The sequence below is a fragment of the Escherichia coli genome (assembly GCF_036503815.1).
GTDB classification, from domain to species: Bacteria; Pseudomonadota; Gammaproteobacteria; order Enterobacterales; family Enterobacteriaceae; genus Escherichia; species Escherichia coli_F.
This window is the reverse complement of sequence record NZ_AP027764.1, coordinates 3,215,338-3,240,668: the sequence shown is the minus strand read 5'-3', so window position 1 is coordinate 3,240,668 and position 25,331 is coordinate 3,215,338. Positions and strand designations below refer to the sequence as shown.

At 50.2% G+C, this 25,331-nt stretch carries 27 protein-coding genes; 17 read left to right on the top strand and 10 right to left on the bottom strand.

Annotated features, from left to right (window positions below):
* Positions 1-4: 4 nt before the first annotated feature.
* Positions 5-1,333 (top strand): diguanylate cyclase, encoded by a 1,329-nt coding sequence (gene dgcI / locus AABJ99_RS15555; RefSeq protein ID WP_338387370.1) that lies wholly within the window; start codon positions 5-7, stop codon positions 1,331-1,333.
* Positions 1,334-1,379: 46 nt separating this feature from the next.
* On the opposite strand, the gene rimO is transcribed toward dgcI, so the two are convergent.
* Positions 1,380-2,705, bottom strand: coding sequence for a 30S ribosomal protein S12 methylthiotransferase RimO (gene rimO / locus AABJ99_RS15550; protein ID WP_039020437.1), 1,326 nt, complete (start codon positions 2,703-2,705; stop codon positions 1,380-1,382).
* Between the two features lie 212 nt (positions 2,706-2,917).
* On the opposite strand from rimO, the gene bssR reads away from it, so the two are divergent.
* The gene (gene bssR / locus AABJ99_RS15545) at positions 2,918-3,301 is read left to right on the top strand and encodes a biofilm formation regulator BssR (RefSeq protein WP_000497137.1); all 384 of its coding nucleotides are present in this window, start codon (positions 2,918-2,920) and stop codon (positions 3,299-3,301) included.
* Positions 3,302-3,411: 110 nt separating this feature from the next.
* The gene (gene yliI / locus AABJ99_RS15540; protein WP_039020438.1) at positions 3,412-4,527 is read left to right on the top strand and encodes an aldose sugar dehydrogenase YliI; all 1,116 of its coding nucleotides are present in this window, start codon (positions 3,412-3,414) and stop codon (positions 4,525-4,527) included.
* Here the strand turns inward: yliI and gstB are convergent.
* Positions 4,524-5,150: a glutathione S-transferase GstB gene (gene gstB, locus AABJ99_RS15535; RefSeq protein ID WP_039020439.1), complete on the bottom strand. Its 627-nt coding sequence runs from the start codon at positions 5,148-5,150 to the stop codon at positions 4,524-4,526. The genes yliI and gstB overlap by 4 nt on opposite strands.
* Before the next feature lie 246 nt (positions 5,151-5,396).
* Between gstB and dacC the strand changes: the two genes are divergently transcribed.
* A complete protein-coding gene (gene dacC / locus AABJ99_RS15530; RefSeq protein ID WP_039020502.1) occupies positions 5,397-6,599 on the top strand; it encodes a serine-type D-Ala-D-Ala carboxypeptidase in 1,203 nt (400 codons plus the stop codon).
* A gap of 46 nt (positions 6,600-6,645) precedes the next feature.
* Here the strand turns inward: dacC and deoR are convergent, their stop codons facing one another.
* The gene (gene deoR, locus AABJ99_RS15525; protein WP_000450117.1) at positions 6,646-7,404 is read right to left on the bottom strand and encodes a DNA-binding transcriptional repressor DeoR; all 759 of its coding nucleotides are present in this window, start codon (positions 7,402-7,404) and stop codon (positions 6,646-6,648) included.
* A gap of 57 nt (positions 7,405-7,461) precedes the next feature.
* Complete coding sequence (ybjG, locus tag AABJ99_RS15520) at positions 7,462-8,058, bottom strand: undecaprenyl-diphosphate phosphatase (RefSeq protein ID WP_039020441.1); 597 nt, start codon at positions 8,056-8,058, stop codon at positions 7,462-7,464.
* A gap of 285 nt (positions 8,059-8,343) precedes the next feature.
* Here ybjG and mdfA point away from each other — a divergent pair, with 285 nt between their 5' ends.
* Positions 8,344-9,576 carry a multidrug efflux MFS transporter MdfA gene (gene mdfA, locus AABJ99_RS15515; RefSeq protein ID WP_039020442.1) on the top strand — a complete coding sequence of 411 codons (1,233 nt, stop codon included), beginning with the start codon at positions 8,344-8,346 and terminating at the stop codon, positions 9,574-9,576.
* Between the two features lie 40 nt (positions 9,577-9,616).
* On the opposite strand, the gene ybjH is transcribed toward mdfA, so the two are convergent.
* From ybjH to ybjJ, 3 genes are all read right to left on the bottom strand, one after another.
* The gene (gene ybjH, locus AABJ99_RS15510) at positions 9,617-9,901 is read right to left on the bottom strand and encodes a protein YbjH (protein ID WP_000605480.1); all 285 of its coding nucleotides are present in this window, start codon (positions 9,899-9,901) and stop codon (positions 9,617-9,619) included.
* A gap of 85 nt (positions 9,902-9,986) precedes the next feature.
* A complete protein-coding gene (gene ybjI / locus AABJ99_RS15505; RefSeq protein ID WP_338387369.1) occupies positions 9,987-10,802 on the bottom strand; it encodes a 5-amino-6-(5-phospho-D-ribitylamino)uracil phosphatase in 816 nt (271 codons plus the stop codon).
* On the bottom strand, positions 10,802-12,010 hold the full coding sequence (ybjJ, locus tag AABJ99_RS15500) for an MFS transporter (protein WP_032183824.1): 1,209 nt from the start codon (positions 12,008-12,010) through the stop codon (positions 10,802-10,804). The genes ybjI and ybjJ overlap by 1 nt, the downstream gene beginning before the upstream one ends.
* 83 nt (positions 12,011-12,093) lie before the next feature.
* On the opposite strand from ybjJ, the gene rcdA reads away from it, so the two are divergent.
* Positions 12,094-12,630: a DNA-binding transcriptional regulator RcdA gene (gene rcdA / locus AABJ99_RS15495; protein ID WP_039020443.1), complete on the top strand. Its 537-nt coding sequence runs from the start codon at positions 12,094-12,096 to the stop codon at positions 12,628-12,630.
* A gap of 174 nt (positions 12,631-12,804) precedes the next feature.
* On the opposite strand, the gene ybjL is transcribed toward rcdA, so the two are convergent.
* Positions 12,805-14,490 (bottom strand): aspartate:alanine antiporter, encoded by a 1,686-nt coding sequence (ybjL, locus tag AABJ99_RS15490; protein WP_001024876.1) that lies wholly within the window; start codon positions 14,488-14,490, stop codon positions 12,805-12,807.
* A gap of 269 nt (positions 14,491-14,759) precedes the next feature.
* Here ybjL and ybjM point away from each other — a divergent pair, with 269 nt between their 5' ends.
* Positions 14,760-15,137 carry an inner membrane protein YbjM gene (gene ybjM / locus AABJ99_RS15485; protein WP_000681110.1) on the top strand — a complete coding sequence of 126 codons (378 nt, stop codon included), beginning with the start codon at positions 14,760-14,762 and terminating at the stop codon, positions 15,135-15,137.
* Positions 15,138-15,166: 29 nt separating this feature from the next.
* Here the strand turns inward: ybjM and grxA are convergent, their stop codons facing one another.
* Positions 15,167-15,424, bottom strand: coding sequence for a glutaredoxin 1 (gene grxA / locus AABJ99_RS15480; RefSeq protein ID WP_039020444.1), 258 nt, complete (start codon positions 15,422-15,424; stop codon positions 15,167-15,169).
* 159 nt (positions 15,425-15,583) lie between these two features.
* Between grxA and ybjC the strand changes: the two genes are divergently transcribed.
* The 10 genes from ybjC (at position 15,584) to rlmC (ending at position 24,316) form a co-directional block, all read left to right on the top strand.
* Entirely contained in the window at positions 15,584-15,871 is a 288-nt protein-coding gene (gene ybjC / locus AABJ99_RS15475) for a YbjC family protein (RefSeq protein ID WP_039020445.1), read from the top strand.
* Positions 15,855-16,577, top strand: coding sequence for a nitroreductase NfsA (gene nfsA / locus AABJ99_RS15470; protein WP_000189133.1), 723 nt, complete (start codon positions 15,855-15,857; stop codon positions 16,575-16,577). Before ybjC ends, nfsA begins: the two co-directional genes overlap by 17 nt.
* A 60-nt stretch (positions 16,578-16,637) precedes the next feature.
* The gene (rimK, locus tag AABJ99_RS15465; RefSeq protein WP_000684321.1) at positions 16,638-17,540 is read left to right on the top strand and encodes a 30S ribosomal protein S6--L-glutamate ligase; all 903 of its coding nucleotides are present in this window, start codon (positions 16,638-16,640) and stop codon (positions 17,538-17,540) included.
* Positions 17,541-17,627: 87 nt separating this feature from the next.
* The gene (gene ybjN, locus AABJ99_RS15460) at positions 17,628-18,104 is read left to right on the top strand and encodes a YbjN domain-containing protein (protein ID WP_338387368.1); all 477 of its coding nucleotides are present in this window, start codon (positions 17,628-17,630) and stop codon (positions 18,102-18,104) included.
* A gap of 350 nt (positions 18,105-18,454) precedes the next feature.
* Positions 18,455-19,567: a spermidine/putrescine ABC transporter substrate-binding protein PotF gene (gene potF / locus AABJ99_RS15455; protein WP_000126075.1), complete on the top strand. Its 1,113-nt coding sequence runs from the start codon at positions 18,455-18,457 to the stop codon at positions 19,565-19,567.
* A gap of 94 nt (positions 19,568-19,661) precedes the next feature.
* On the top strand, positions 19,662-20,795 hold the full coding sequence (gene potG / locus AABJ99_RS15450) for a putrescine ABC transporter ATP-binding subunit PotG (RefSeq protein WP_039020446.1): 1,134 nt from the start codon (positions 19,662-19,664) through the stop codon (positions 20,793-20,795).
* Positions 20,796-20,804: 9 nt separating this feature from the next.
* The gene (gene potH, locus AABJ99_RS15445; protein ID WP_000105436.1) at positions 20,805-21,758 is read left to right on the top strand and encodes a putrescine ABC transporter permease PotH; all 954 of its coding nucleotides are present in this window, start codon (positions 20,805-20,807) and stop codon (positions 21,756-21,758) included.
* The gene (gene potI / locus AABJ99_RS15440) at positions 21,755-22,600 is read left to right on the top strand and encodes a putrescine ABC transporter permease PotI (protein WP_001061668.1); all 846 of its coding nucleotides are present in this window, start codon (positions 21,755-21,757) and stop codon (positions 22,598-22,600) included. Before potH ends, potI begins: the two co-directional genes overlap by 4 nt.
* 59 nt (positions 22,601-22,659) lie before the next feature.
* Positions 22,660-23,148, top strand: coding sequence for a YbjO family protein (gene ybjO, locus AABJ99_RS15435; protein WP_000389260.1), 489 nt, complete (start codon positions 22,660-22,662; stop codon positions 23,146-23,148).
* A gap of 40 nt (positions 23,149-23,188) precedes the next feature.
* Positions 23,189-24,316 (top strand): 23S rRNA (uracil(747)-C(5))-methyltransferase RlmC, encoded by a 1,128-nt coding sequence (gene rlmC, locus AABJ99_RS15430; protein WP_039020448.1) that lies wholly within the window; start codon positions 23,189-23,191, stop codon positions 24,314-24,316.
* 174 nt (positions 24,317-24,490) lie between these two features.
* On the opposite strand, the gene artJ is transcribed toward rlmC, so the two are convergent.
* Entirely contained in the window at positions 24,491-25,222 is a 732-nt protein-coding gene (gene artJ / locus AABJ99_RS15425; RefSeq protein ID WP_039020449.1) for an arginine ABC transporter substrate-binding protein ArtJ, read from the bottom strand.
* Between the last annotated feature and the right edge of the window lie 109 nt (positions 25,223-25,331).

Here is a 25,331-nt window from a genome sequence, read left to right as displayed (position 1 = left end):
ACGTATGTCCAGAATCAATAAGTTCGTACTTACAGTCAGCCTGCTGATTTTTATCATGATTTCAGCAGTTGCCTGCGGGATCTACACTCAAATGGTAAAGGAACGGGTGTATGGCCTGAAACAGTCCGTTATTGATACTGCTTTTGCGGTGGCAAATATTGCTGAATATCGGCGTAGCATGGCAATTGATCTCATCAACACGCTAAATCCCACGGAGGAACAGCTGTTGGTTGGCTTGCGCACAGCTTACGCCGACTCGGTTTCACCCTCTTATTTGTACGATGTCGGTCCTTATCTGATTTCCAGTGACGAATGTATTCAGGTAAAGGAGTTCGAGAAAAATTATTGTGCAGATATTATGCAGGTTGTTAAGTATCGACATGTCAAAAATACAGGGTTTATCTCTTTTGACGGTAAAACCTTCGTCTATTACCTCTATCCGGTAACTCACAATCGCAGTCTGATATTTTTGCTTGGTCTGGAGCGTTTTTCTTTACTGTCAAAATCGCTGGCGATGGATAGCGAGAACCTGATGTTCTCTCTGTTTAAGAACGGTAAACCGGTGACCGGTGATGAATATAATGCTAAAAACGCCATCTTCACCGTTTCGGAAGCAATGGAGCACTTCGCCTATTTGCCGACCGGATTGTACGTATTTTCGTATAAAAAAGACGTTTATTTTCAGGTATGTATGTTGATTATTTTCTTTGCTGCATTGGTGGCAGTGATATCGGGTGCTAGCTGCCTTTATCTGGTGCGCAGAGTGATTAATCGTGGCATTGTGGAGAAAGAAGCCATTATTAATAACCATTTTGAACGCGTCCTGGACGGTGGGCTTTTCTTCTCGGCTGCCGATGTCAAAAAACTCTACAGTATGTATAACTCGGCGTTTCTGGACGACCTGACCAAAGCAATGGGCAGAAAATCCTTTGATGAAGATTTAAAAGCCCTGCCGGAAAAAGGCGGCTATCTGTGTCTTTTTGATGTCGATAAATTCAAAAACATTAACGACACCTTCGGTCATTTGCTGGGCGATGAAGTGTTGATGAAAGTGGTGAAAATCCTTAAATCACAAATTCCGGTAGATAAAGGTAAAGTCTACCGCTTCGGCGGTGACGAATTTGCGGTGATTTATACTGGCGGAACGCTGGAGGAGTTGCTATCGATTCTAAAAGAAATCGTCCATTTCCAGGTGGGGAGTATTAACTTGAGCACCAGTATCGGCGTAGCGCATTCAAATGAATGTACTACCGTCGAACGCTTGAAAATGCTGGCGGATGAGCGGCTGTATAAGAGTAAGAAAAACGGCAGGGCGCAGATTAGCTGGCAGTAATCTTTATTCGCAGGCCGGACAAATGATTTTGTCCGGCCTGAATTAATTAAACCCGGCTACCCCACAAATCGTACTCATCGGCGTGCTCGACTTTCACACGCAGGATATCACCCGGCTTAACGTTGGTTTCACCATTGAGATAAACCGCGCCGTCGATTTCCGGTGCATCTGCCATGCTGCGACCAATCGCGCCTTCTTCGTCCACTTCGTCGATAATCACCAGAATTTCACGGCCCACTTTCTCTTGCAGGCGCTCGGCGGAAATCTGCTGCTGCAGCTGCATGAAACGGTTCCAGCGTTCTTCTTTCACTTCTTCCGGAACCTGGTCAGGCAGGGCATTGGCGTCTGCGCCTTCAACCGGGCTGTATTTAAAGCAGCCAACGCGATCCAGACGTGCTTCTTTCAGGAAATCGAGTAGCATCTGGAAATCTTCTTCCGTCTCGCCAGGGAAGCCGACAATAAAGGTTGAGCGCAGGGTCAGTTCCGGGCAGATTTCGCGCCACTGTTTGATGCGCGCCAGTTGGCGATCTACAGAACCCGGACGCTTCATCAGTTTGAGAATGCGCGGGCTGGCGTGTTGCAACGGGATATCCAGATACGGCAGGATTTTGCCTTCCGCCATCAGTGGGATGACGTCGTCCACGTGTGGATAAGGGTAAACGTAGTGCAGACGTGTCCAGATCCCCAGTTTCGATAACTGTTCACACAGGCTGACCATGCTGGTTTTTACCGGCTCGCCGTTGTGGAAGCCAGTACGATGTTTAACATCAACGCCATAGGCGGAAGTATCCTGCGAGATCACCAGAATCTCTTTAACGCCCACATCAACCAGTCGTTTCGCTTCACTTAACACTTCGCCAATCGGACGGCTCACCAGATCGCCGCGCATAGACGGAATAATGCAGAAGGTGCAGCGGTGGTTACAGCCTTCAGAAATTTTCAGATAGGCATAATGACGCGGCGTCAGTTTCACACCTTGTTCTGGCACCAGGCTCAGGAATGGGTTGTGTTTCGGTTTTGGTACGTAGTGATGAACGTGCTCAAGAACCTGCTCATAGCTATGAGGCCCGGTGATTTCCAGCACTTTCGGGTGGACTTCGCGGATCTGATCTTCTTTCGCCCCCAGACAACCGGTCACAATTACCTTGCCGTTTTCATTCAACGCTTCGCCAATGGCTTCCAGTGATTCTTGTACCGCGCTGTCAATAAAGCCGCAGGTATTGACGATCACCATGTCCGCATCGTCATAGCTCGGTACCACGTCATAACCTTCGGTGCGTAGTTCGGTGAGAATACGCTCTGAATCGACAAGGTTTTTCGGACAGCCAAGGGAAACAAAGCCGATTTTCGGCTGGGGAGTTACTTTGCTCATAGCTTAAAAAATATTCAGTTACAGGAAAGGTCAGGGCAGGGATTCTACAGAGTTCTGGATAAAATTTGTATCGCAATCTCATTCGCTGGCGGGGGCGAAGGAAATGTAAATTTTGTTAATTCGGCGTGAAGAATTGATCCTGGACAGCATTTTGCTCAAAAAATAGCCATACTATTTAATTGCAACAAGGCTGGAAAGAGGAGGATCGAAGTATGTTCGTTGACAGACAGCGAATCGATCTGCTGAACCGGTTGATCGACGCACGCGTTGACCTCGCTGCATACGTGCAACTGAGGAAGGCAAAAGGATACATGTCCGTCAGCGAAAGCAATCATCTACGAGATAACTTTTTTAAACTGAATCGCGAACTGCACGATAAATCGCTGCGGTTGAATCTTCATCTGGATCAGGAAGAGTGGAGTGCTCTTCATCATGCTGAAGAAGCATTAGCGACAGCCGCAGTATGTTTGATGAGTGGGCACCATGATTGCCCGACTGTTATTACCGTCAACGCCGATAAGCTTGAAAATTGTCTGATGAGCTTAACGCTGAGTATCCAGAGCCTGCAGAAACACGCCATGCTTGAGAAGGCCTGAAAACTAAGGGGGAGAAAGCGTCTCCCCCTTCATGTTTAAGTTTTTGTAAAAATGAATTTGTTATCTCCTCCACTGACTACGCTTTAAGCCAGAGTCAATCCGGAGGCGTTATGCAGAGACAATCCTTTTTCCTTGTGCCCCTTATCTGTCTTTCTTCTGCTCTCTGGGCAGCTCCTACAACGGTAAATGTCGAAGTACTGCAAGACAAACTCGCTCACCCCTGGGCGCTGGCCTTTTTACCCGATAATCACGGCATGTTAATCACCCTGCGCGGTGGTGAGTTGCGTCGCTGGCAAGCAGGAAAAGGATTATCTGCGCCGCTTTCCGGAGTGCCGGACGTTTGGGCGCACGGGCAGGGCGGCTTAATGGATGTGGCTTTAGCACCTGATTTTGCCCAGTCGCGCCGCATCTGGTTAAGCTATTCCGAAGTTGGCGATGATGGCAAAGCCGGAACTGCCGTGGGGTATGGTCGTTTAAGTGATGATCTCTCAAAAGTGACCGACTTCCGCACCATTTTTCGCCAGATGCCAAAACTGTCTACCGGCAACCATTTTGGTGGGCGGCTGGTATTCGACGGTAAAGGTTATCTTTTTATTGCTCTGGGCGAAAACAATCAGCGCCCGACGGCGCAGGATCTGGATAAATTACAGGGCAAACTGGTGCGTCTTACTGACCAGGGCGAGATCCCGGATGATAATCCTTTTGCCAGGAGATCCGATGCACGCGCCGAGATCTGGTCTTATGGTATTCGTAACCCGCAAGGAATGGCGATGAATCCGTGGAGTAATGCACTGTGGCTAAATGAACATGGCCCCCGCGGTGGTGATGAAATTAATATCCCGCAAAAAGGCAAAAACTACGGCTGGCCGCTGGCAACCTGGGGAATCAATTATTCAGGCTTTAAAATACCGGAAGCGAAAGGGGAGATCGTCGCCGGGACCGAGCAACCTATTTTTTACTGGAAAGATTCGCCCGCCGTGAGCGGCATGGCCTTCTATAACAGCGATAAATTCCCCCAGTGGCAGCAAAAATTATTTATTGGCGCGCTGAAAGATAAAGATGTCATTGTGATGAGCGTCAACGGCGACAAAGTGACAGAAGATGGCCGTATTTTAACGGACAGAGGGCAGCGAATTCGTGATGTTCGTACTGGACCCGACGGTTATTTATACGTTCTCACCGACGAGTCCAGTGGGGAATTACTCAAAGTTAGTCCACGCAATTAGCTCACGGGGATCATCACCACTTTGCGCACTGCGGGGCGTTCAGTGAGTTGCTGATACCAGCGTTGCAGATTTGGACGCGGTGTCCAGGTCAGGCCAACGTTAAACAAATTGTAGACGAACGGTGCGATAGCGATATCGCCCACACCAAACTCGTCGCCGGAGAACCATTTTACTTTTGCCAGTTCCGCATCGAGCAGGGCAAACAGGGCGTCGCACTCTTTACAACTGGCATCAATGGCGGCCTGATCGCGCTCTTCCGGTGGTGTTCTGACTAATCCCATCAGGATCCCGCGATGGGCATTGCTGAGCGTCTGGTTTGCCCAGTCCATCCATTTTTCCGCTTCTGCACGGCGTGCCGGTGAGTCGATCCACAGGCGGTTTTGCCCATACTGTGCCGCCAGATAGCGGACAATGGCGTTTGATTCCCAAAGGATGAGATCACTTTCGTCGTCACGCAACAACGGCACCAGCCCGTTAGGGTTCATCGCCAGAAAATCAGCATCGTGGTTTACCCCAAACTCACGGCCCGCGAGAATTTGCTCATAAGGTAGTTCCAGTTCTTCGAGCGTCAGCAATACTTTTTTTACGTTGGTTGAATTATTCCGACCCCACAGCGTAATCATACTTACCCCTTTTCCGACAGGCAGCCACAGGCTGAACAGGACTTTGATGGTGAAGTAAAGTTAACTTTTAAGCAACAGCTGGCAAAAAAATGACGGCAGAAGCAGCGAAGCGGCAGGATATTGCATAAACTTTAAAAACTTTACCAACTTACGGTTTCTTTAAGTTTGTGTGTGCGTTATTAATCACCGAACTTATCATACGGCGATATAACGTATTTTTTTTGAATGGATACTCGGGTGGCATTTATGACGCAATACTCCTCTCTCCTTCGTGGTCTTGCAGCGGGTTCTGCATTTTTATTCCTTTTTGCCCCAACGGCATTCGCGGCGGAACAAACCGTTGAAGCGCCGAGCGTGGATGCGCGTGCATGGATTTTAATGGATTACGCCAGCGGTAAAGTGCTGGCAGAAGGCAATGCGGATGAGAAACTGGACCCCGCGAGCCTGACTAAAATCATGACCAGCTATGTGGTTGGGCAGGCGCTTAAGGCCGATAAGATTAAACTCACCGATATGGTGACGGTCGGTAAAGATGCCTGGGCGACGGGAAACCCGGCACTGCGCGGTTCGTCGGTAATGTTCCTCAAACCAGGCGATCAGGTTTCGGTGGCAGACTTGAACAAAGGCGTGATTATCCAGTCCGGTAATGACGCCTGTATTGCGCTGGCTGATTACGTTGCCGGGAGCCAGGAGTCATTTATTGGTTTGATGAATGGTTATGCCAAAAAACTGGGGCTGACCAACACGACCTTCCAGACGGTGCACGGTCTGGATGCGCCGGGGCAGTTCAGTACCGCACGCGATATGGCATTGCTGGGTAAAGCACTGATTCACGATGTGCCAGAAGAGTACGCCATTCATAAAGAGAAAGAGTTCACCTTCAACAAAATTCGTCAGCCTAACCGTAACCGTCTGCTGTGGAGCAGCAATCTGAATGTTGATGGCATGAAGACAGGAACCACGGCAGGCGCGGGATATAATCTGGTTGCTTCTGCTACCCAGGGCGATATGCGTTTAATCTCCGTAGTGCTGGGGGCGAAAACTGACCGTATCCGTTTTAATGAGTCTGAGAAATTATTGACCTGGGGTTTCCGCTTCTTTGAAACCGTGACGCCAATTAAACCTGATGCCACCTTTGTGACTCTGCGCGTCTGGTTTGGTGATAAGAGCGAAGTGAATCTCGGGGCAGGCGAAGCGGGATCAGTGACCATACCGCGAGGGCAGTTGAAAAACCTGAAGGCGAGCTACACGTTAACGGAACCACAGCTCACCGCACCGCTGAAAAAAGGTCAGGTTGTCGGCACCATTGATTTCCAGCTTAACGGTAAATCCATTGAGCAGCGTCCGCTGATCGTGATGGAAAATGTGGAAGAGGGCGGATTCTTTGGTCGGATGTGGGATTTCGTGATGATGAAATTCCATCAGTGGTTCGGCAGCTGGTTCTCTTAATCTTCTGATAACCGGATGGCGCGAAACGTCATCCGGTTATTCGTTGTTAATACATCAACTTAATACGCTGCGTCTGCGCGTACTTCACATACTCATCTTCCGGGCAACAATCGCTCACTACAATATCAAAGCGTTTCAGGTCACCCATGCGTGCCGGACGCACCTTGCCAAATTTACTGTGGTCGACAACCAGCACATGCTTTTGCGCCATCGACATGGCCCAGTGTTTTACCGGCAACTCTTCAAGATTAAAACAGGTAGCGCCCTTACTGACATGCACCCCCGCCGCGGAATAAAAAGCGATATCCGGGCAAAAATTATTCAGCGTTTGCTGAAAATCGATGGGTTTGAAAATGGCGTTGCTGGCGTGAAATTCACCACCGCAAAGAAACGCGCGGCAATGAGGTTTCTCTTTCAGTGCCAGAAAGGTATTTAGCGAATAACAAATGGCGGTAAAAGGGATTTCATTATCAATCGCTTCAATAATCCACGGTGTGGTGGTGCCACAGTCAAAAAAGAGGGTCTGATCGGGTTCTACCAGCGTCGCAGCCAGTTTTGCCGCCCGGCGTTTTTCCTCTACCAGACGGGATTTTTGATCGCTTAACAGATAATGGCTGGCGCTGCGCGGTTCCAGAACAATATAGCCGCCAAGCAAAACGACGGGGGCGCTGTGGTTGTTCAGATCGCGACGAATCGTCATCTCCGAAACCCCAAGCAGGGCGGCGGCGTCTTTAAGATGTAACTTATCGCTGCGTTTTAATTCTTGCAGCAGTTGCCCGATACGCTCTTCGCGACGTGTTTCCATAATCCCTCTGAATAGTTATTGAAGCGAGCCGCTCAATACTACACTTTTTAGCAGAGATCAGTCACGCACCCAGCCTTTGCGGATCGGTAATGCAAAACAGAAGCGATACCATGATTGCAGACGTTGATAGAGTTTATGCCCTATCGCTTGCCAGATAATCTGAGCGCTAAGGCAGCCAATCATACCTGCCAGCAATCCACCGAGCATATCCAGCGGCCAGTGCACGCCAAGATAAACGCGCGACCAGGCAATGACAACAGCCAGTACCATTAAAAGGGAACCGGACCACAGGCGATGCCAGCATAAAAATGCCAGTGCAAAGGTGAAAATTACCGTACCATGATCGCTCGGGAATGAGTCATCCGCCGCATGATGCAGGAAGTTATAGCCGATATTCTCGACAAAGGGGCGGTCGTGTGGGAAAAGATGCCCCATCGTCCAGGACACTAACAGGCTGACGACTAGCGCGATTGCGATTTTTATCACCAGTTGCCGTTGTGCTGTAAGCCCCCACAACCAAAGTACTGAGGCCAGCAGCGGCACCACGGTAATCAAATCTTTAGCAATAAAAATCGCCAACGAGATCATCCACGGAGCCGAGTCTGGCGTCGCGTTAATAAGAGAGAATAGAGAGAGATTCAAATTTTCCAGCATAACTTCCCGACGCAAAGTGATTAAAAGGGAGCCAATACAGGCAAGTCGTTGAGAATAAAGTGCAGGTTAAACTGGGTAAAGCGGCATCGTCTTATTTCCCTCAAGCGGCCCTGTTTACGGTGGCTGATTGTAACGAGCATAGGTTAAATAAAACTTAAAGAAAGCGTAGCTATACTCGCAATAATGTAAGAATGTGCTTAACCGAAGTTTCAGCTACAAAATTCGCTTTCTCGTTAGCTGCGCTTTTATTAAACTTTGCGCGATTATTATTGGCGAAGAAATTGCATGCAAAATAGATTAGCTTCCGGTGCCAGGCTTGGACGTCAGGCGTTACTTTTCCCTCTCTGTCTGGTGCTTTACGAATTTTCAACCTATATCGGCAACGATATGATTCAACCCGGTATGTTGGCCGTGGTGGAACAATATCAGGCGGGCATTGATTGGGTTCCTACTTCGATGACCGCGTATCTGGCGGGCGGGATGTTTTTACAGTGGCTGCTGGGACCACTGTCGGATCGTATTGGTCGCCGTCCGGTGATGCTGGCGGGAGTAGTGTGGTTTATCATCACTTGTCTGGCGATATTACTGGCGCAAAACATTGAACAATTCACGCTGTTGCGCTTCTTGCAGGGCATAAGCCTCTGTTTCATTGGCGCTGTGGGTTACGCCGCAATTCAGGAGTCCTTCGAAGAGGCGGTTTGTATCAAGATCACCGCGCTGATGGCGAACGTGGCGCTGATTGCTCCGCTACTCGGTCCGCTGGTGGGCGCGGCGTGGATCCATGTGCTGCCCTGGGAGGGGATGTTTGTCTTGTTTGCCGCATTGGCAGCGATCTCCTTTTTTGGCCTGCAACGCGCCATGCCTGAAACCGCCACGCGTATAGGCGAGAAACTGTCGCTGAAAGAACTCGGTCGTGACTATAAGCTGGTGCTGAAGAACGGTCGCTTTGTGGCAGGGGCACTGGCGCTGGGATTCGTTAGTCTGCCGTTGCTGGCGTGGATCGCCCAGTCGCCGATTATCATCATTACCGGCGAGCAGTTGAGTAGCTATGAATATGGCTTGCTGCAAGTGCCTATTTTTGGGGCATTAATTGCGGGTAACTTGCTGCTAGCGCGTCTGACCTCGCGCCGCACCGTACGTTCATTGATTATTCTGGGCGGCTGGCCGATTATGATTGGCCTGTTGGTCGCTGCTGCGGCAACGGTTATCTCATCGCACGCGTATTTGTGGATGACCGCCGGGTTAAGTATTTATGCTTTCGGTATTGGCCTGGCGAATGCGGGATTGGTGCGATTGACCCTGTTTGCCAGCGATATGAGTAAAGGTACGGTTTCTGCGGCGATGGGAATGTTGCAAATGCTTATTTTTACCGTCGGTATTGAAATCAGCAAACATGCCTGGCTGAATGGGGGCAACGGCCTGTTTAATCTCTTCAACCTTGCCAACGGGATTTTGTGGCTGCTGCTGATGGTTATCTTTTTAAAAGATAAACAGATGGGTAATTCGCACGAAGGGTAAAAAAATGCCTGGTTGCGCAAAGCAATCAGGCATTTTCAAATTAATGGTGATGGTCATCAATCTGGTGTTCGATAACCATCCCTTCACCTACGCTGGCAAGATGGCGAACATACGGATGCGGGCGGTAAGCCGGAGCTGGCGCAGGAGCCACATAGACGGTTTGCGGCACAGTCGCGACGCTGACTGCTTGTGGAACGCTGACTGAATCAGGGACCACAACCACTTTGTATCCACTCGGCACATCGACGGTGACACTTTGCGCCATCGCCACACCAGTAAAGCCCATTAAAAGCGCGCCCAACAGTAGACAATTTTTCATAATCATTTCGCCTGAAATAATGCAGCGGGTTAATTTCTGCGAATTATGCAGCCTTCATTCAGGCTTTGTGTTGCCGGGCGTGCTACCGTTTTTATTGATCAAAAGGCGCTTCGTGTTTAAGAACTTTATCGATCACATCCAGTACACCTTCATGATTATTGGAGCCTGCCCGGTATTTTGCCGCTGCAACGACCGCGCTGCCGGCATTTTCCATCGCAAAACTAAAGCCTGTCTGACGCAGCATCTCAATATCGTTACCACCATCGCCGAAGACCACCACTTCGCTGTCGTCTATTCCCCATAATTTCTGAAGTTGGCGCAGGCCATTCGCTTTATGTACGCCGGGGATAATCAGATCGATGCTGCCGTTGCCGGTGTGGACCGGCACCATAATATCGCCGATGGTCTCATGTAATGCTTTTTGCACTTGTGGAATCAGTTCATCGGAAAGATTCAGGCCAAACTTAAAGAAGATATCTTCTAAATTATCAAAGTTATCGACGTATTCCAGACGGTGATAATACATTTCCGCCACCGTTTTCATGGCATCGTCATATTTTTTGAGGGTATAGGCGCTATTTTTTCCGCAGGCAATAATTTCCACTTCCGGGCGCGTCAGTAAATGTTCCACCACAGTAGCAAACGCATCCTTCGACAGCTCGCCATTAAAAACATCTTTGCCTTCGCTTACAACCCAACCGCCGTTTTCTGCCACAAAGGCAATTTCATTAGCAATTTCAGGGAAGAAAGAGATCAACTGATAATATTGATTCCCGCTGGCGACCACAAAGCGAATGCCTTGTGCTTTCATCTGCTGATACTGAGCCATAAACCGCTCACGGTTATAGGTTTTTTGATCGCTTAAGAAAGTACCATCCATGTCAACCGCAATTAATTTAATGCTCATCAACTATTCTCCATCGCCGTCTGCGTTTGGGTATCGGGTTTGGCGACGGCTTTCGCGACAATAGCCGCGAGAATAACCAGCGCCAGTACAACCAGCATTGCACTACGTAATCCATAATGTTCGCCGAGATAGCCCAGTAGCGGAGGCCCGACGAGGAAAGCCAGATAACCGGTCGTTGCCACTACGCTGACGCGGGTTGGTGCATCGGGTCCGGTATCGCTGGCGGCAGAAATAGTCAGCGGGAAGCCCAGCGAGGCACCCAGTCCCCAAAGTACAACAGAGACCCCAGCGACCCAGGCGCTATCGACAAAAATAATCAGCCCAATACCCAACGCTCCCATTAGTGCACTGGCCCGTACCACGGCAACGCGACTGTAACGGTCGATGAACCAACCGCCGGTGAAGCGTCCAACAGTCATCCCCAGGGTAAAACCGGCATAAATCAGCGAGCCGGAAGTAGGGCTAAAACCGTGACCGTCAACCATTAATAAGGGTAACCAGTCGTTGGCAGAACCTTCGGCAAAGGCCATCGCCAGTACCACAACACCAATCAGCAGCAACTGGATATCCCGATAAAAAGGTACGCCTTTTTCACCATGCTGGGTGCCATCGGCAGCATTTTTGCCCGTACCGTCAGGGATTGCCTGAATGGCGATATAAATAGGCGCGATGCCTACCAGCGCCGCCAATAAAATGTGCACCGTTGCCGGAACGCCAAAGGCCGTCAGTGCCATCCCGACACCAGCGCCTGCCAGCGTGCCCAGGCTATAAAAACCGTGCATCATCGGCAAAACCGTCTTATTCATTTCTCGCTCAACGGCAGCACCTTCAACGTTTATCGCCACTTCCGCAGAACCAAAACTTGCACCAAAGACGCCGAGACCAACGGCAAAGAGCAGGGGCGATGTCAGCCAGAGTGCCAGACTTAATATCATCATCCCGATCAATGCGCAGGACATCGTGACCAGGATGACATTACGCGTCCCAAAGCGTTTCACTAACCACGCCGAGCAGAGAATACCGCTCATTGAACCGATCGACAGACCAAAGAGGACTCCGCCCATTTCAGCGATCGAAACAGAAAGAATATCGCGGATAGCAGGTGTACGAGTTGCCCAGGACGCCATTAACAGGCCCGGCAAAAAGAAGAACATAAACAGCGCCCAGGTTCGGCGTTTCAATGCATTACGTGAAGAATTTACGGTCATAGATCACGTCAAAATAAGAAGAGGGAAGACAACATTAGCAAGGTTGTGTACATTTGTACACAATTGCAGAGAGAGGAAATGACATGCGTCGCGCTAACGATCCGCAACGGCGAAAAAAAATTATCCTGGCCACGCTGGAGGCGGTGAAACTTTACGGAATACATGCCGTTACGCACCGCAAAATTGCTACCCTTGCCGGGGTACCGTTGGGGTCGATGACCTACTATTTTTCAGGAATTGATGAGTTGTTGCTGGAGGCGTTCAGCAGTTTTACTGAGATCATGTCCCGGCAATATCAGGCATTTTTTAGCGATGTTAGTGATGCTCCGGGCGCATGCCAGGCTATCACCGATATGATCTACAGCTCACAGGTTGCAACGCCGGATAACATGGAGCTGATGTACCAGCTCTACGCGCTGGCTAGCCGAAAACCGCTATTAAAAACGGTAATGCAAAACTGGATGCAGCGCAGTCAGCAAACGCTCGAACAATGGTTTGAACCCGGAACCGCCCGCGCGCTTGATGCGTTTATTGAGGGGATGACGCTGCATTTTGTCACCGACCGTAAGCCGCTATCGCGCGAGGAGATTTTGAGGATGGTTGAGAGGGTTGCAGGGTAGTAGATAAATTTTAGATAACAAAAAACCCACCAACCTTGAACCAAAATGGCGGGGTTGATGGGCTCCACAAAATGGGGACATCAAAGAAAAGCAGTGGCACTAATTAAGACTGATGCCCTGCGGAAAAGTTCTGCGGTTGTGCAAAAAAATTTCATTTTCAGGGCAACTTCAGTTTTATCCTAATCCTGGCCATACCATGACGATGATTGTCCCTGCCAGCGTCAGCAGGACGTTGGCGATTGCGTAAGTGCCCGCATAGCCCAGCGCCGGGATATTACTGCGAGCTGTATCACTGATGATCTCCATTGCCGGCGCGCAGGTGCGTGCGCCCATCATTGCGCCGAACAACAGTGCGCGGTTCATTCGCAATACATAAGCACCGAACAAGAAGCAGATAACCACTGGCACCAGACTGACAATCAATCCGGCAATCAACATCTGACCGCCAATCGCGCCCAGGCCGTTATTAATACCGCTACCAGCGCTCAGACCAACGCCTGCCATAAACACCATCAAGCCGAACTCCTTCACCATGCTTAATGCACCCTGCGGAATGTAACCGAAGGTCGGGTGGTTAGCGCGCATAAAGCCCAGCATAATCCCGGCGAATAACAACCCGGCAGCGTTCCCCATGCCGAAACTGAATGTGCTGAACTGGAAGGTGATCATCCCGATCATCAGCCCAATAACAAAGAAGGCGCAGAATGCCAGCAAGTCAGTGACCTGGCTGTGAATCGAGATAAAGCCGATGCGATCGGCGATGGTTTTTACGCGACGGGCATCGCCGCTGACTTGTAAAACGTCACCTTTGTTAAGCACGACGTTGTCATCAATCGGCATCTCAATCTGACTACGAATGACGCGGTTGAGGAAGCAGCCGTGATCGGTCAACTTCAGTTGTGCGAGACGTTTGCCAACAGCGTTATGGTTTTTAACGACCACTTCTTCAGTGACGATACGCATGTCGAGGAGGTCGCGATCAAAAACTTCTTTGCCATTACGGAAACTGGGATCGAGTCGGGCGTGGGCGTCGGGATAGCCTACCAACGCTATTTCATCGCCCATTTGTAGTACGGCATCACCGTCTGGATTTGCCAGAATCCCGTTACGCCGAATACGTTCAATGTAACAGCCAGTTTGTCGATAAATACCCAGTTCACGCAGATTTTTGCCGTCGGTCCAGGCTACCAGCTCCGGGCCGACGCGGTAGGCGCGGATCACCGGCAAATAAACCTTACGGTTGGCATCTGTGTCCAGGCCACGTTCGCGGGCGATTTGCTGGGCGCTGGTCTGTAAGTCCTGATGCTGCAATTTCGGCAAGTAACGCGCACCAACAATCAAACTCACCAGACCGATTAAATAGGTTAAGGCATACCCGAGGCTCAGATTATCCAGTGCCAGTGAGAGCTGCCTGCTTTCCATGCCGGAATGACGCAGTGTATCGCCAGCACCGACCAAAACCGGTGTTGACGTCATAGAGCCTGCTAACATACCGGCCGTCAGGCCAATATCCCAGCCAAACAGCTTACCTAACCCTAAGGCGATCACCAGCGCACTGCCAACCATCACCAGTGCTAACATTAAGTAATTTTTCCCATCGCGAAAAAAAATGGAAAAAAAGTTCGGTCCGGCTTCGACCCCGACGCAGAAAATAAACAGCATAAAGCCAAGATTAAGCGCGTCAGTGTTAATGCTGAAATGTTGTTGGCCTAATAACAGCGATACGACTAAAACGCCAATGGAATTACCCAGTTGGATCGAACCAAGCCGTAATTTTCCGAGACATAGCCCAAGCGCGAGGACCACAAATAATAACAGAATGTAATTCCCATTTAACAATTCGGCGACGTTTATATTCACGGAGGCTAACTTCTTGTTTACTAGTAAGCTGTTGAAAGAAATGGTAATTTACGATAATGTTTTTTACCAGAATTCAGGGCGCAGATTCATTCAGCGCACCTAAACGATAGTAAAGTAACAATATATTTTACTAGTGTAATCACATTAGGTATCAACGGCTATATGAATTGCGTTGGCCTATATTAGCATGGAATGCGAAGCGGCTTTATCTTACTGAACGCCACACTGGCGAAAAATGTGTTCGATAGACGCAGTGTCAGGAGGAACGAGTGAAACATAAACAACGTTGGGCGGGGGCAATCTGCTGTTTTGTCCTCTTCATTGTGGTGTGCCTTTTTCTGGCGACGCACATGAAAGGCGCTTTTCGGGCTGCCGGGCATCCTGAAATTGGTTTGCTGTTTTTCATTCTTCCTGGAGCGGTTGCCAGCTTCTTTTCACAGCGTAGAGAAGTCCTGAAACCTCTGTTTGGCGCAATGCTGGCGGCACCCTGTTCGATGCTCATAATGCGGCTGTTTTTTTCACCAACGCGCTCATTCTGGCAAGAGCTGGCATGGTTATTAAGTGCGGTGTTCTGGTGTGCGTTGGGGGCATTGTGTTTCTTATTTATCAGCAGTTTGTTTAAATCACAGCACAGAAAAAATCAATGAAGCCCTCAACACGAGGGCTTATCAGACGATCAGGCGTCCAGATTCTCTTTCACCCATGCAGCAAAATCGGTATAGCCGCCGATATGTTGCTGATCGACAAAAATCTGCGGCACGGTTTCTACGGGTTTACCTGCCTTTTGTTGTAGATCTTCTTTAGTGATCCCTTCCGCACGAATATCTATATACTGATACTGAAAATCATCGCGTTCATTGCTCAACTTCTCAGCCAGATCATTTGCGCGCACACAGTAAGGGCAACCCGGACGACCAAAAATAACGGTTTGCATTGTTTCTCTCCTCATAGACTTATGCCTGTAATGATCACGCTAAAATGTATTCGCTGAAAGTAGGTTTAACCTGTTGCATTAATTGCTAAAAGCTATAACTGTTAAACACAGTACAGTGAAAAGTTTTAGACTGAAGGCTCACTTTGCAGAGGGAAGCGTATGCGCGCGATCGGTAAATTGCCTAAAAGCGTGTTGATACTGGAATTTATCGGAATGATGTTGCTGGCGGTGGCGCTGCTGTCGGTAAGCGACGTCCTGTCGCTGCCTGAGCCATTTTCTTGGCCAGAGGGGCAGATTCTGATGATTTTTCTCGGTGTTTTGCTCATGCTTCCCGCTGCGGTGGTGGTTACTCTTCAGGTGGCAAAACGTATAGCACCACAGTTGATGAACCGTCCACCGCAATATTCACGTTCAGAAAGAGAAAAAGATAATGACGCCAACCATTGAACTTATTTGTGGCCATCGCTCCATTCGCCATTTCACTGATGAACCCATTTCCGAAGCGCAGCGTGAGGCGATTATTAACAGCGCCCGTGCGACGTCCAGTTCCAGTTTTTTGCAGTGCAGTAGCATTATTCGCATTACCGACAAAGCGTTACGTGATGAACTGGTGACGCTGACCGGCGGGCAAAAACACGTAGCGAAAGCGGCGGAGTTTTGGGTGTTCTGTGCCGACTTTAACCGCCATTTACAGATCTGTCCGGATGCACAACTTGGCCTGGCGGAACAACTGTTGCTCGGTGTCGTTGATACGGCAATGATGGCGCAGAATGCGTTAACCGCAGCGGAATCGCTGGGATTGGGCGGGGTATATATCGGCGGCCTGCGCAATAATATTGAAGCGGTGACGGAACTGCTGAAATTACCGCAGCATGTTCTGCCGCTGTTTGGGCTGTGCCTTGGCTGGCCTGCGGATAATCCAGATCTTAAGCCGCGTTTACCGGCTTCCATTTTGGTGCATGAAAACAGCTATCAACCGCTGGATAAAGACGCACTGGCGCAGTATGACGAACAACTGGCGGAATATTACCTCACCCGTGGCAGCAATAATCGCAGGGATACCTGGAGCGATCATATCCGCCGAACAATCATTAAAGAAAGCCGCCCATTTATTCTGGATTATTTGCACAAACAGGGTTGGGCGACGCGCTAAAACCGCCACATCGATGTATGATACGCGGGCTTTTGACCAGGTCTGACAGAGAGGTGCAGGGTGAAAATTGCCATATTGTCCCGGGATGGAACGCTCTATTCGTGTAAGCGGCTGCGTGAAGCCGCTATACAGCGTGGTCACCTGGTTGAAATTCTTGATCCGCTTTCTTGCTACATGAACATAAATCCTGCGGCGTCTTCTATTCACTACAAAGGCCGCAAGTTACCCCATTTTGACGCTGTGATCCCGCGTATTGGCACCGCCATTACCTTTTATGGGACGGCGGCACTGCGCCAGTTCGAGATGCTGGGGAGCTATCCGCTCAATGAGTCGGTCGCCATTGCCCGGGCGCGTGACAAATTGCGTTCGATGCAACTGCTGGCGCGTCAGGGCATCGACCTGCCTGTCACGGGCATTGCGCATTCGCCGGATGATACCAGCGATTTAATCGACATGGTCGGTGGTGCGCCGCTGGTGGTTAAGCTGGTTGAAGGTACGCAGGGAATTGGTGTCGTGCTGGCGGAGACGCGTCAGGCGGCGGAAAGCGTGATTGACGCCTTTCGCGGTCTGAACGCGCATATTCTGGTGCAGGAATATATCAAAGAGGCGCAAGGGTGCGATATCCGCTGCCTGGTTGTTGGCGATGAAGTGGTCGCTGCGATTGAACGGCGGGCGAAAGAGGGCGATTTTCGTTCCAATTTGCATCGAGGTGGCGCGGCAAGCGTTGCCAGTATCACACCACAGGAGCGTGAAATCGCGATAAAAGCCGCGCGAACGATGGCGCTGGACGTTGCTGGTGTGGATATTCTGCGTGCTAATCGCGGGCCATTGGTGATGGAGGTGAATGCGTCGCCGGGGCTGGAAGGAATAGAAAAAACCACCGGTATTGACATCGCGGGTAAAATGATCCGCTGGATCGAACGCCACGCTACGACCGAATATTGCCTGAAAACGGGTGGTTAGTCGCAATCACATTACTGATCATGGTTTTGCCTGCGCTTTTTGCGTAAGCTGTGCCGGTCTTTTTATCGAAAGAGGTTGTACAAAATTATGACATCGCTGGTCGTTCCTGGTCTGGATACGTTGCGTCAATGGCTCGATGACCTGGGGATGAGTTTTTTTGAATGTGATAACTGTCTGGCTCTGCATCTGCCCCATATGCAGAATTTCGACGGTGTCTTTGATGCCAAAATCGATCTGATCGATAACACGATCCTGTTTTCTGCCATGGCGGAAGTTCGACCTTCAGCCGTGTTACCGCTGGCGGCGGATTTATCAGCCATCAATGCCAGTTCGCTGACCGTGAAAGCATTTCTTGATATGCAGGATGATAATCTGCCAAAGCTGGTGGTTTGCCAGTCTTTATCCGTTATGCAGGGCGTAACCTATGAGCAGTTTGCATGGTTCGTGCGTCAGAGCGAAGAGCAGATTTCGATGGTCATTCTTGAAGCTAATGCCCATCAACTGCTGTTACCGACTGACGATGAAGGGCAAAACAACGTTACCGAAAACTATTTCCTCCACTGATAACTCCTTTCGAGCACGCAGTCGCTGCCGCAGTGACTGCGTGCTGCAAAATTATCTGCTGTTTTTAACCTTTTCTTAAAGATTATTTCACTTCTCTTGTGCCGATTTGGCTTTATCACATAGAGCAAATACGCATAAAAATTTGTTAAATACCGTTTTTTAATCCGAGCTATAGTCTCAAACCCTGGCTAAAGTTATTCTTGCGATGCTTTTATATAGCGAGCAGTGCTGGCCGGGAGAGAGTTCTCTTTTCTTACACCGAGCCGATAAAAAATATGCACGAATATTGCATATTTTTCAGTGTGACAACTTTTGTTCGTTTGTTAACGAACTTTCAGAAGGAAAGAGATATGACCGCCTTAAATAAAAAATGGCTATCGGGTCTGGTTGCGGGTGCTCTGATGGCCGTCTCTGTCGGCACGCTCGCGGCTGAACAAAAAACACTCCACATTTATAACTGGTCTGATTATATCGCCCCGGACACGGTGGCCAATTTTGAAAAAGAAACTGGTATTAAAGTCGTCTACGATGTTTTCGACTCTAACGAAGTACTGGAAGGCAAATTAATGGCGGGTAGCACTGGCTTTGATCTGGTGGTGCCGTCAGCAAGCTTTCTTGAGCGCCAGCTGACAGCGGGAGTTTTCCAGCCGCTGGATAAAAGCAAATTGCCGGAGTGGAAGAATCTCGATCCGGAGCTGCTGAAGCTGGTCGCCAAACACGATCCCGACAATAAATTTGCTATGCCCTATATGTGGGCGACGACCGGGATTGGCTATAACGTCGATAAAGTCAAAGCGGTACTGGGTGAAAACGCGCCCGTCGATAGCTGGGACTTGATCCTCAAACCTGAAAATCTGGAAAAACTGAAAAGCTGCGGCGTCTCTTTCCTCGACGCGCCAGAAGAAGTTTTTGCTACCGTGCTGAATTATCTCGGTAAAGATCCCAACAGCACTAAAGCGGATGATTACACCGGGCCGGCAACCGATCTGCTGTTAAAGCTGCGCCCGAACATTCGTTATTTCCATTCATCTCAATACATTAACGACCTGGCAAACGGCGATATTTGCGTCGCTATCGGCTGGGCGGGCGATGTCTGGCAGGCGTCAAACCGCGCGAAAGAAGCGAAGAATGGCGTGAATGTCTCGTTCTCGATTCCGAAAGAAGGGGCGATGGCATTCTTTGATGTCTTCGCCATGCCTGCGGATGCCAAAAATAAAGACGAAGCCTATCAGTTCCTGAATTATCTGCTGCGCCCGGATGTGGTAGCACATATCTCTGACCATGTGTTCTATGCTAATGCTAATAAAGAAGCCACGCCGCTGGTGAGTGCAGAAGTGCGTGATAATCCGGGTATTTACCCGCCTGCGGATGTCCGCGCCAAACTGTTCACTCTGAAAGTACAGGATCCGAAAATCGACCGTGTGCGCACCCGCGCCTGGACCAAAGTGAAGAGCGGAAAATAATCCGCAGCCGTAGATGCCGGACGGGCGCACCACACCCGCCGGCAATTCGCACCATCATGGTGCGCTTGCACACATTCAATGCCGGAGAGCAGCCGTGAATGACGCTATCCCTCGCCCCCAGGCGAAAACCCGTAAGGCGCTGACGCCGCTATTAGAAATCCGTAATCTGACTAAATCTTACGATGGTCAGCATGCGGTCGATGATGTCAGCCTGACCATCTATAAAGGCGAAATCTTCGCGCTGCTGGGCGCATCCGGCTGTGGCAAGTCCACGCTGCTGCGTATGCTGGCAGGTTTCGAACAACCTTCTGTCGGGCAGATTATGCTTGATGGCGTCGATTTGTCACAGGTGCCGCCTTACCTGCGCCCTATCAATATGATGTTTCAATCTTACGCGCTGTTTCCGCATATGACCGTGGAGCAGAACATCGCCTTTGGCCTGAAACAGGACAAACTGCCGAAAGCAGAAATTGCCAGCCGGGTCAACGAGATGCTCGGCCTGGTACATATGCAGGAGTTCGCCAAACGCAAACCGCACCAGCTTTCCGGCGGTCAGCGACAGCGTGTGGCGCTGGCCCGAAGCCTCGCCAAACGTCCGAAACTATTACTGCTCGACGAGCCGATGGGCGCGCTGGATAAAAAACTGCGTGACCGGATGCAGCTTGAAGTGGTGGATATTCTGGAGCGCGTTGGTGTGACTTGTGTGATGGTCACCCACGATCAGGAAGAGGCGATGACGATGGCGGGGCGTATCGCCATTATGAATCGTGGGAAATTTGTCCAGATTGGCGAGCCGGAAGAGATCTACGAGCATCCGACCACGCGCTACAGTGCTGAATTTATCGGTTCAGTTAACGTCTTTGAAGGTGTACTTAAAGAGCGTCAGGAAGATGGCCTGGTGCTTTATTCGCCGGGACTGGTGCATCCACTGAAAGTCGATGCGGACGCTTCGGTGGTCGATAACGTGCCGGTACACGTGGCGCTGCGTCCGGAAAAAATCATGCTTTGTGAAGAACCGCCCGCCAATGGTTGTAACTTCGCGGTGGGGGAGGTGATGCACATTGCCTATCTCGGTGATCTTTCGGTCTATCACGTTCGCCTGAAAAGCGGGCAGATGATCAGCGCCCAGCTACAAAACGCCCATCGCTATCGTAAAGGATTACCCACCTGGGGCGATGAAGTGCGCTTGTGCTGGGAAGTGGACAGTTGTGTGGTGCTGACGGTTTAAGGAGCAAAGATGAGTACACTTGAACCTGCTGCCCAGTCGAAACCGCCGGGCGGATTTAAGCTGTGGTTGTCGCAGCTGCAAATGAAGCATGGGAGAAAACTGGTCATTGCGTTGCCGTATATCTGGTTGATCTTACTGTTTCTTCTGCCATTTCTGATCGTCTTTAAAATAAGTCTGGCGGAGATGGCGCGCGCTATTCCACCTTATACCGAACTGATGGAGTGGGCTGACGGGCAACTTTCCATCACCCTCAATCTTGGTAATTTCCTGCAACTGACTGACGATCCGCTCTATTTCGATGCATATCTCCAGTCGTTACAGGTGGCGGCGATTTCGACTATTTGCTGTTTACTGATCGGCTATCCGCTGGCGTGGGCGGTGGCGCACAGTAAGCCTTCGACCCGCAATATCTTATTGCTGCTGGTGATCCTGCCGTCGTGGACCTCGTTTCTGATCCGCGTTTATGCCTGGATGGGAATATTAAAAAATAACGGCGTGCTGAATAACTTTCTGCTATGGCTGGGGGTTATCGACCAGCCGCTGACCATTCTGCATACCAACCTGGCCGTTTATATCGGCATTGTTTACGCCTACGTGCCGTTTATGGTGCTGCCGATTTATACCGCGTTGATTCGTATTGATTATTCGCTGGTGGAAGCGGCACTGGATCTCGGTGCACGACCGCTGAAAACGTTCTTTACTGTGATCGTGCCGCTGACCAAAGGCGGGATTATTGCCGGATCGATGCTGGTGTTTATCCCGGCTGTGGGCGAGTTTGTGATCCCTGAACTGCTCGGTGGCCCGGACAGCATCATGATCGGGCGCGTGCTGTGGCAGGAGTTTTTCAATAACCGCGACTGGCCGGTGGCCTCGGCGGTAGCGATCATCATGTTGCTGCTGCTAATTGTGCCGATAATGTGGTTCCACAAGCATCAGCAAAAAAGCGTGGGAGAACACGGATGAATAATTTACCGGTGGTTCGTTCGCCCTGGCGGATTGTGATTTTGCTGCTGGGCTTCACCTTTCTCTACGCGCCAATGCTGATGCTGGTGATCTATTCATTCAACAGCTCGAAGCTGGTGACGGTGTGGGCCGGCTGGTCAACGCGCTGGTATGGCGAATTATTGCGCGATGACGCGATGATGAGTGCGGTTGGTTTAAGCCTGACAATAGCTGCCTGTGCGGCAACGGCGGCGGCGATCCTCGGGACGATTGCGGCAGTGGTACTGGTACGCTTTGGTCGGTTTCGCGGATCAAATGGCTTTGCCTTTATGATCACTGCGCCATTGGTAATGCCGGATGTGATCACGGGCTTGTCGCTGTTGTTGTTATTCGTCGCACTTGCACATGCCATCGGCTGGCCTGCGGAGCGAGGCATGCTCACCATCTGGCTGGCGCATGTCACTTTCTGTACGGCTTATGTGGCAGTCGTTATTTCGTCGCGTCTGCGGGAGCTGGACCGTTCCATTGAAGAAGCAGCGATGGATCTCGGTGCGACGCCGCTGAAAGTGTTTTTCGTCATTACGCTACCGATGATCATGCCCGCGATCATTTCTGGCTGGTTACTGGCTTTTACTTTGTCGCTTGATGATCTGGTTATCGCCAGCTTTGTTTCCGGGCCGGGAGCCACCACGTTACCGATGCTGGTCTTCTCCAGCGTGCGGATGGGGGTGAATCCGGAAATCAACGCCCTGGCAACATTGATCCTCGGCGCAGTCGGAATTGTCGGATTTATCGCCTGGTATCTGATGGCGCGCGCAGAAAAACAGCGGATACGCGATATCCAGCGTGCAAGACGTGGCTGAAGACACTAAAATTTGCCAACCTGGCTACATAATGCCGCGCATGTCGCGGCATTGTTTTCATGGAAGACGAAACGTTGGGATTTTTTAAGAAAACATCTTCATCTCATGCTCGCCTGAATGTGCCTGCGCTGGTACAGGTGGCGGCGCTTGCCATTATTATGATCCGTGGCCTCGACGTGCTGATGATTTTCAATACGCTGGGCGTGCGCGGTATTGGCGAGTTCATTCATCGCAGCGTACAAACCTGGAGTTTAACACTGGTCTTTTTAAGCAGCCTGGTGCTGGTTTTCATTGAGATCTGGTGTGCGTTTTCACTGGTGAAAGGGCGTCGCTGGGCGCGCTGGCTGTATCTGTTGACACAAATCACGGCCGCCAGTTATTTGTGGGCGGCTTCGCTGGGGTATGGTTATCCGGAGCTGTTCAGCATTCCCGGTGAATCAAAACGTGAAATCTTCCATAGCCTGATGCTGCAGAAGTTGCCGGATATGCTCATCCTGATGCTGCTGTTCGTTCCCTCGACCAGTCGGCGGTTCTTCCAGTTGCAATAATGTGTATAATCGTCGCCCCTGATGATGTGAAGGTCAATGTATGCAGTGCGCACTTTACGACGCGGGTCGCTGTCGTTCCTGTCAGTGGATAACGCAGCCGATTCCAGAGCAACTCTCCGCTAAAACCGCCGATCTTAAAAATCTGCTCGCCGACTTTTCGGTTGAGGAATGGTGCGAGCCGGTGTCAGGCCCGGAGCAAGGGTTTCGTAATAAAGCCAAAATGGTGGTGAGTGGTAGCGTTGAAAAACCACTGCTCGGTATGCTGCATCGCGACGGCACACCAGAAGACCTTTGCGATTGCCCGCTTTATCCTGCCTCATTTGCGCCCGTTTTTGCGGCGCTAAAACCGTTTATCGCCCGTGCGGGGCTAACCCCCTACAATGTGGCGCGTAAGCGTGGCGAACTGAAATACATTCTGCTGACTGAAAGCCAGAGCGATGGTGGCATGATGCTGCGCTTTGTACTGCGTTCCGAAACCAAGCTGGCACAACTGCGTAAGGCGCTACCGTGGTTACAGGCACAACTGCCGCAGCTGAAAGTTATTACCGTCAACATTCAGCCGGTACATATGGCGATTATGGAAGGGGAGACGGAGATTTATCTGAGCGAACAACAGGCGCTGGCTGAGCGTTTTAACGATGTGCCGCTGTGGATCCGTCCGCAAAGTTTCTTCCAGACTAATCCGGCGGTCGCCAGCCAGCTGTACGCTACTGCGCGCGACTGGGTACAACAGTTGCCGGTTAAACATATGTGGGATCTGTTCTGTGGCGTGGGGGGCTTTGGTTTACACTGCGCGACGCCTGACATGCAGTTAACCGGGATCGAAATTGCGCCAGAAGCCATTGCCTGTGCGAAGCAGTCAGCCGCTGAACTGGGCTTAACGCGTTTGCAATTTCAGGCGCTGGATTCCACTCAGTTTGCCACCGCTCAGGGGGAGGTGCCGGAGCTGGTGCTGGTTAACCCGCCGCGCCGCGGCATTGGTAAACCGCTGTGTGATTATCTTTCAACGATGGCACCGCGTTTTATCATCTACTCCAGCTGTAACGCCCAAACGATGGCCAAAGATATCCGCGAATTGTCAGGTTATCGTATTGAACGGGTACAGCTTTTTGATATGTTCCCGCACACCGCGCACTATGAAGTGCTGACACTGTTGGTGAAGCAATAAAAAAGCCGCGGCTGCGGCTTCAGATTGCTGATAAGGTGCGCGTTGTTCATGTCGGATGCGGCGTGAGCGCCTTGTTCGGCCTACAAAATCGTGCTAAATCAATGCATTGCAGGGTAAATGTAGGCCTGATAAGCGTAGCGCATCAGGCAATCTTACTTTTGTCATCAGTCCCGATTACTGTGGGAACCACTGGTCATTGATTTTTTTATACGTACCATCTGCTTTAATCGCTGCCAGTGCGTTATTCAGTTTTTCCAGCAGGGCTTTATTATCCGGACGTACAGCGATGCCCAGACCGGTGCCGAAGTACTGCGGGTCGGTTACTTTCTCTGTTGCAACGCCCAGCTGTGGATTGGTTTTCAGCCATTCATTAACCACCGCTGTGTCACCAAATACCCCATCAATACGACCATTTTTCAGGTCGATAAAGGCATTTTGATAACTGTCATAGGAGACAGTTTTTACTTCCGGGTGTTGATCCTGAATATATTTCTGGTGCGTTGTACCGTTTTCCATCCCAATGCGTTTGCCTTTCAGGTCGGCAAACGTTTTGTAGGTATCTTTTTTGGCAATCACAACAGCTGAGTTTTCGTAGTAGGGCGTGGTAAATGATACCTGCTTGCTACGCTCCGGCGTGATATCCATACCGGAGATAACGGCGTCATATTTTCTGAATTTCAGTGACGGGATGAGGCTGTCGAAAGCGTGATTGGTAAAAGTACATTCTGCCTGCATCTGTTTGCATAACGCTTTTGCCAGGTCGATATCAAAGCCGACAATCTCATTATTAGCACCTATAGATTCAAAGGGAGGATAGGTCGCTGATACGCCGAAATTGATTTTCTCTGCGGCAGAAGCGCCGAATGCACAGGATGAAAGTAAAGCGGCAAGAACTAACTTTTTCATGATGGAACTCCCGTCTGTCAATCTTATGATTTTTGGCCGTGTCTGCGGCATGAGATAACAATGCCATTAAGTGAATTTATATGCAATAAATATGATTAAATAATTCGTA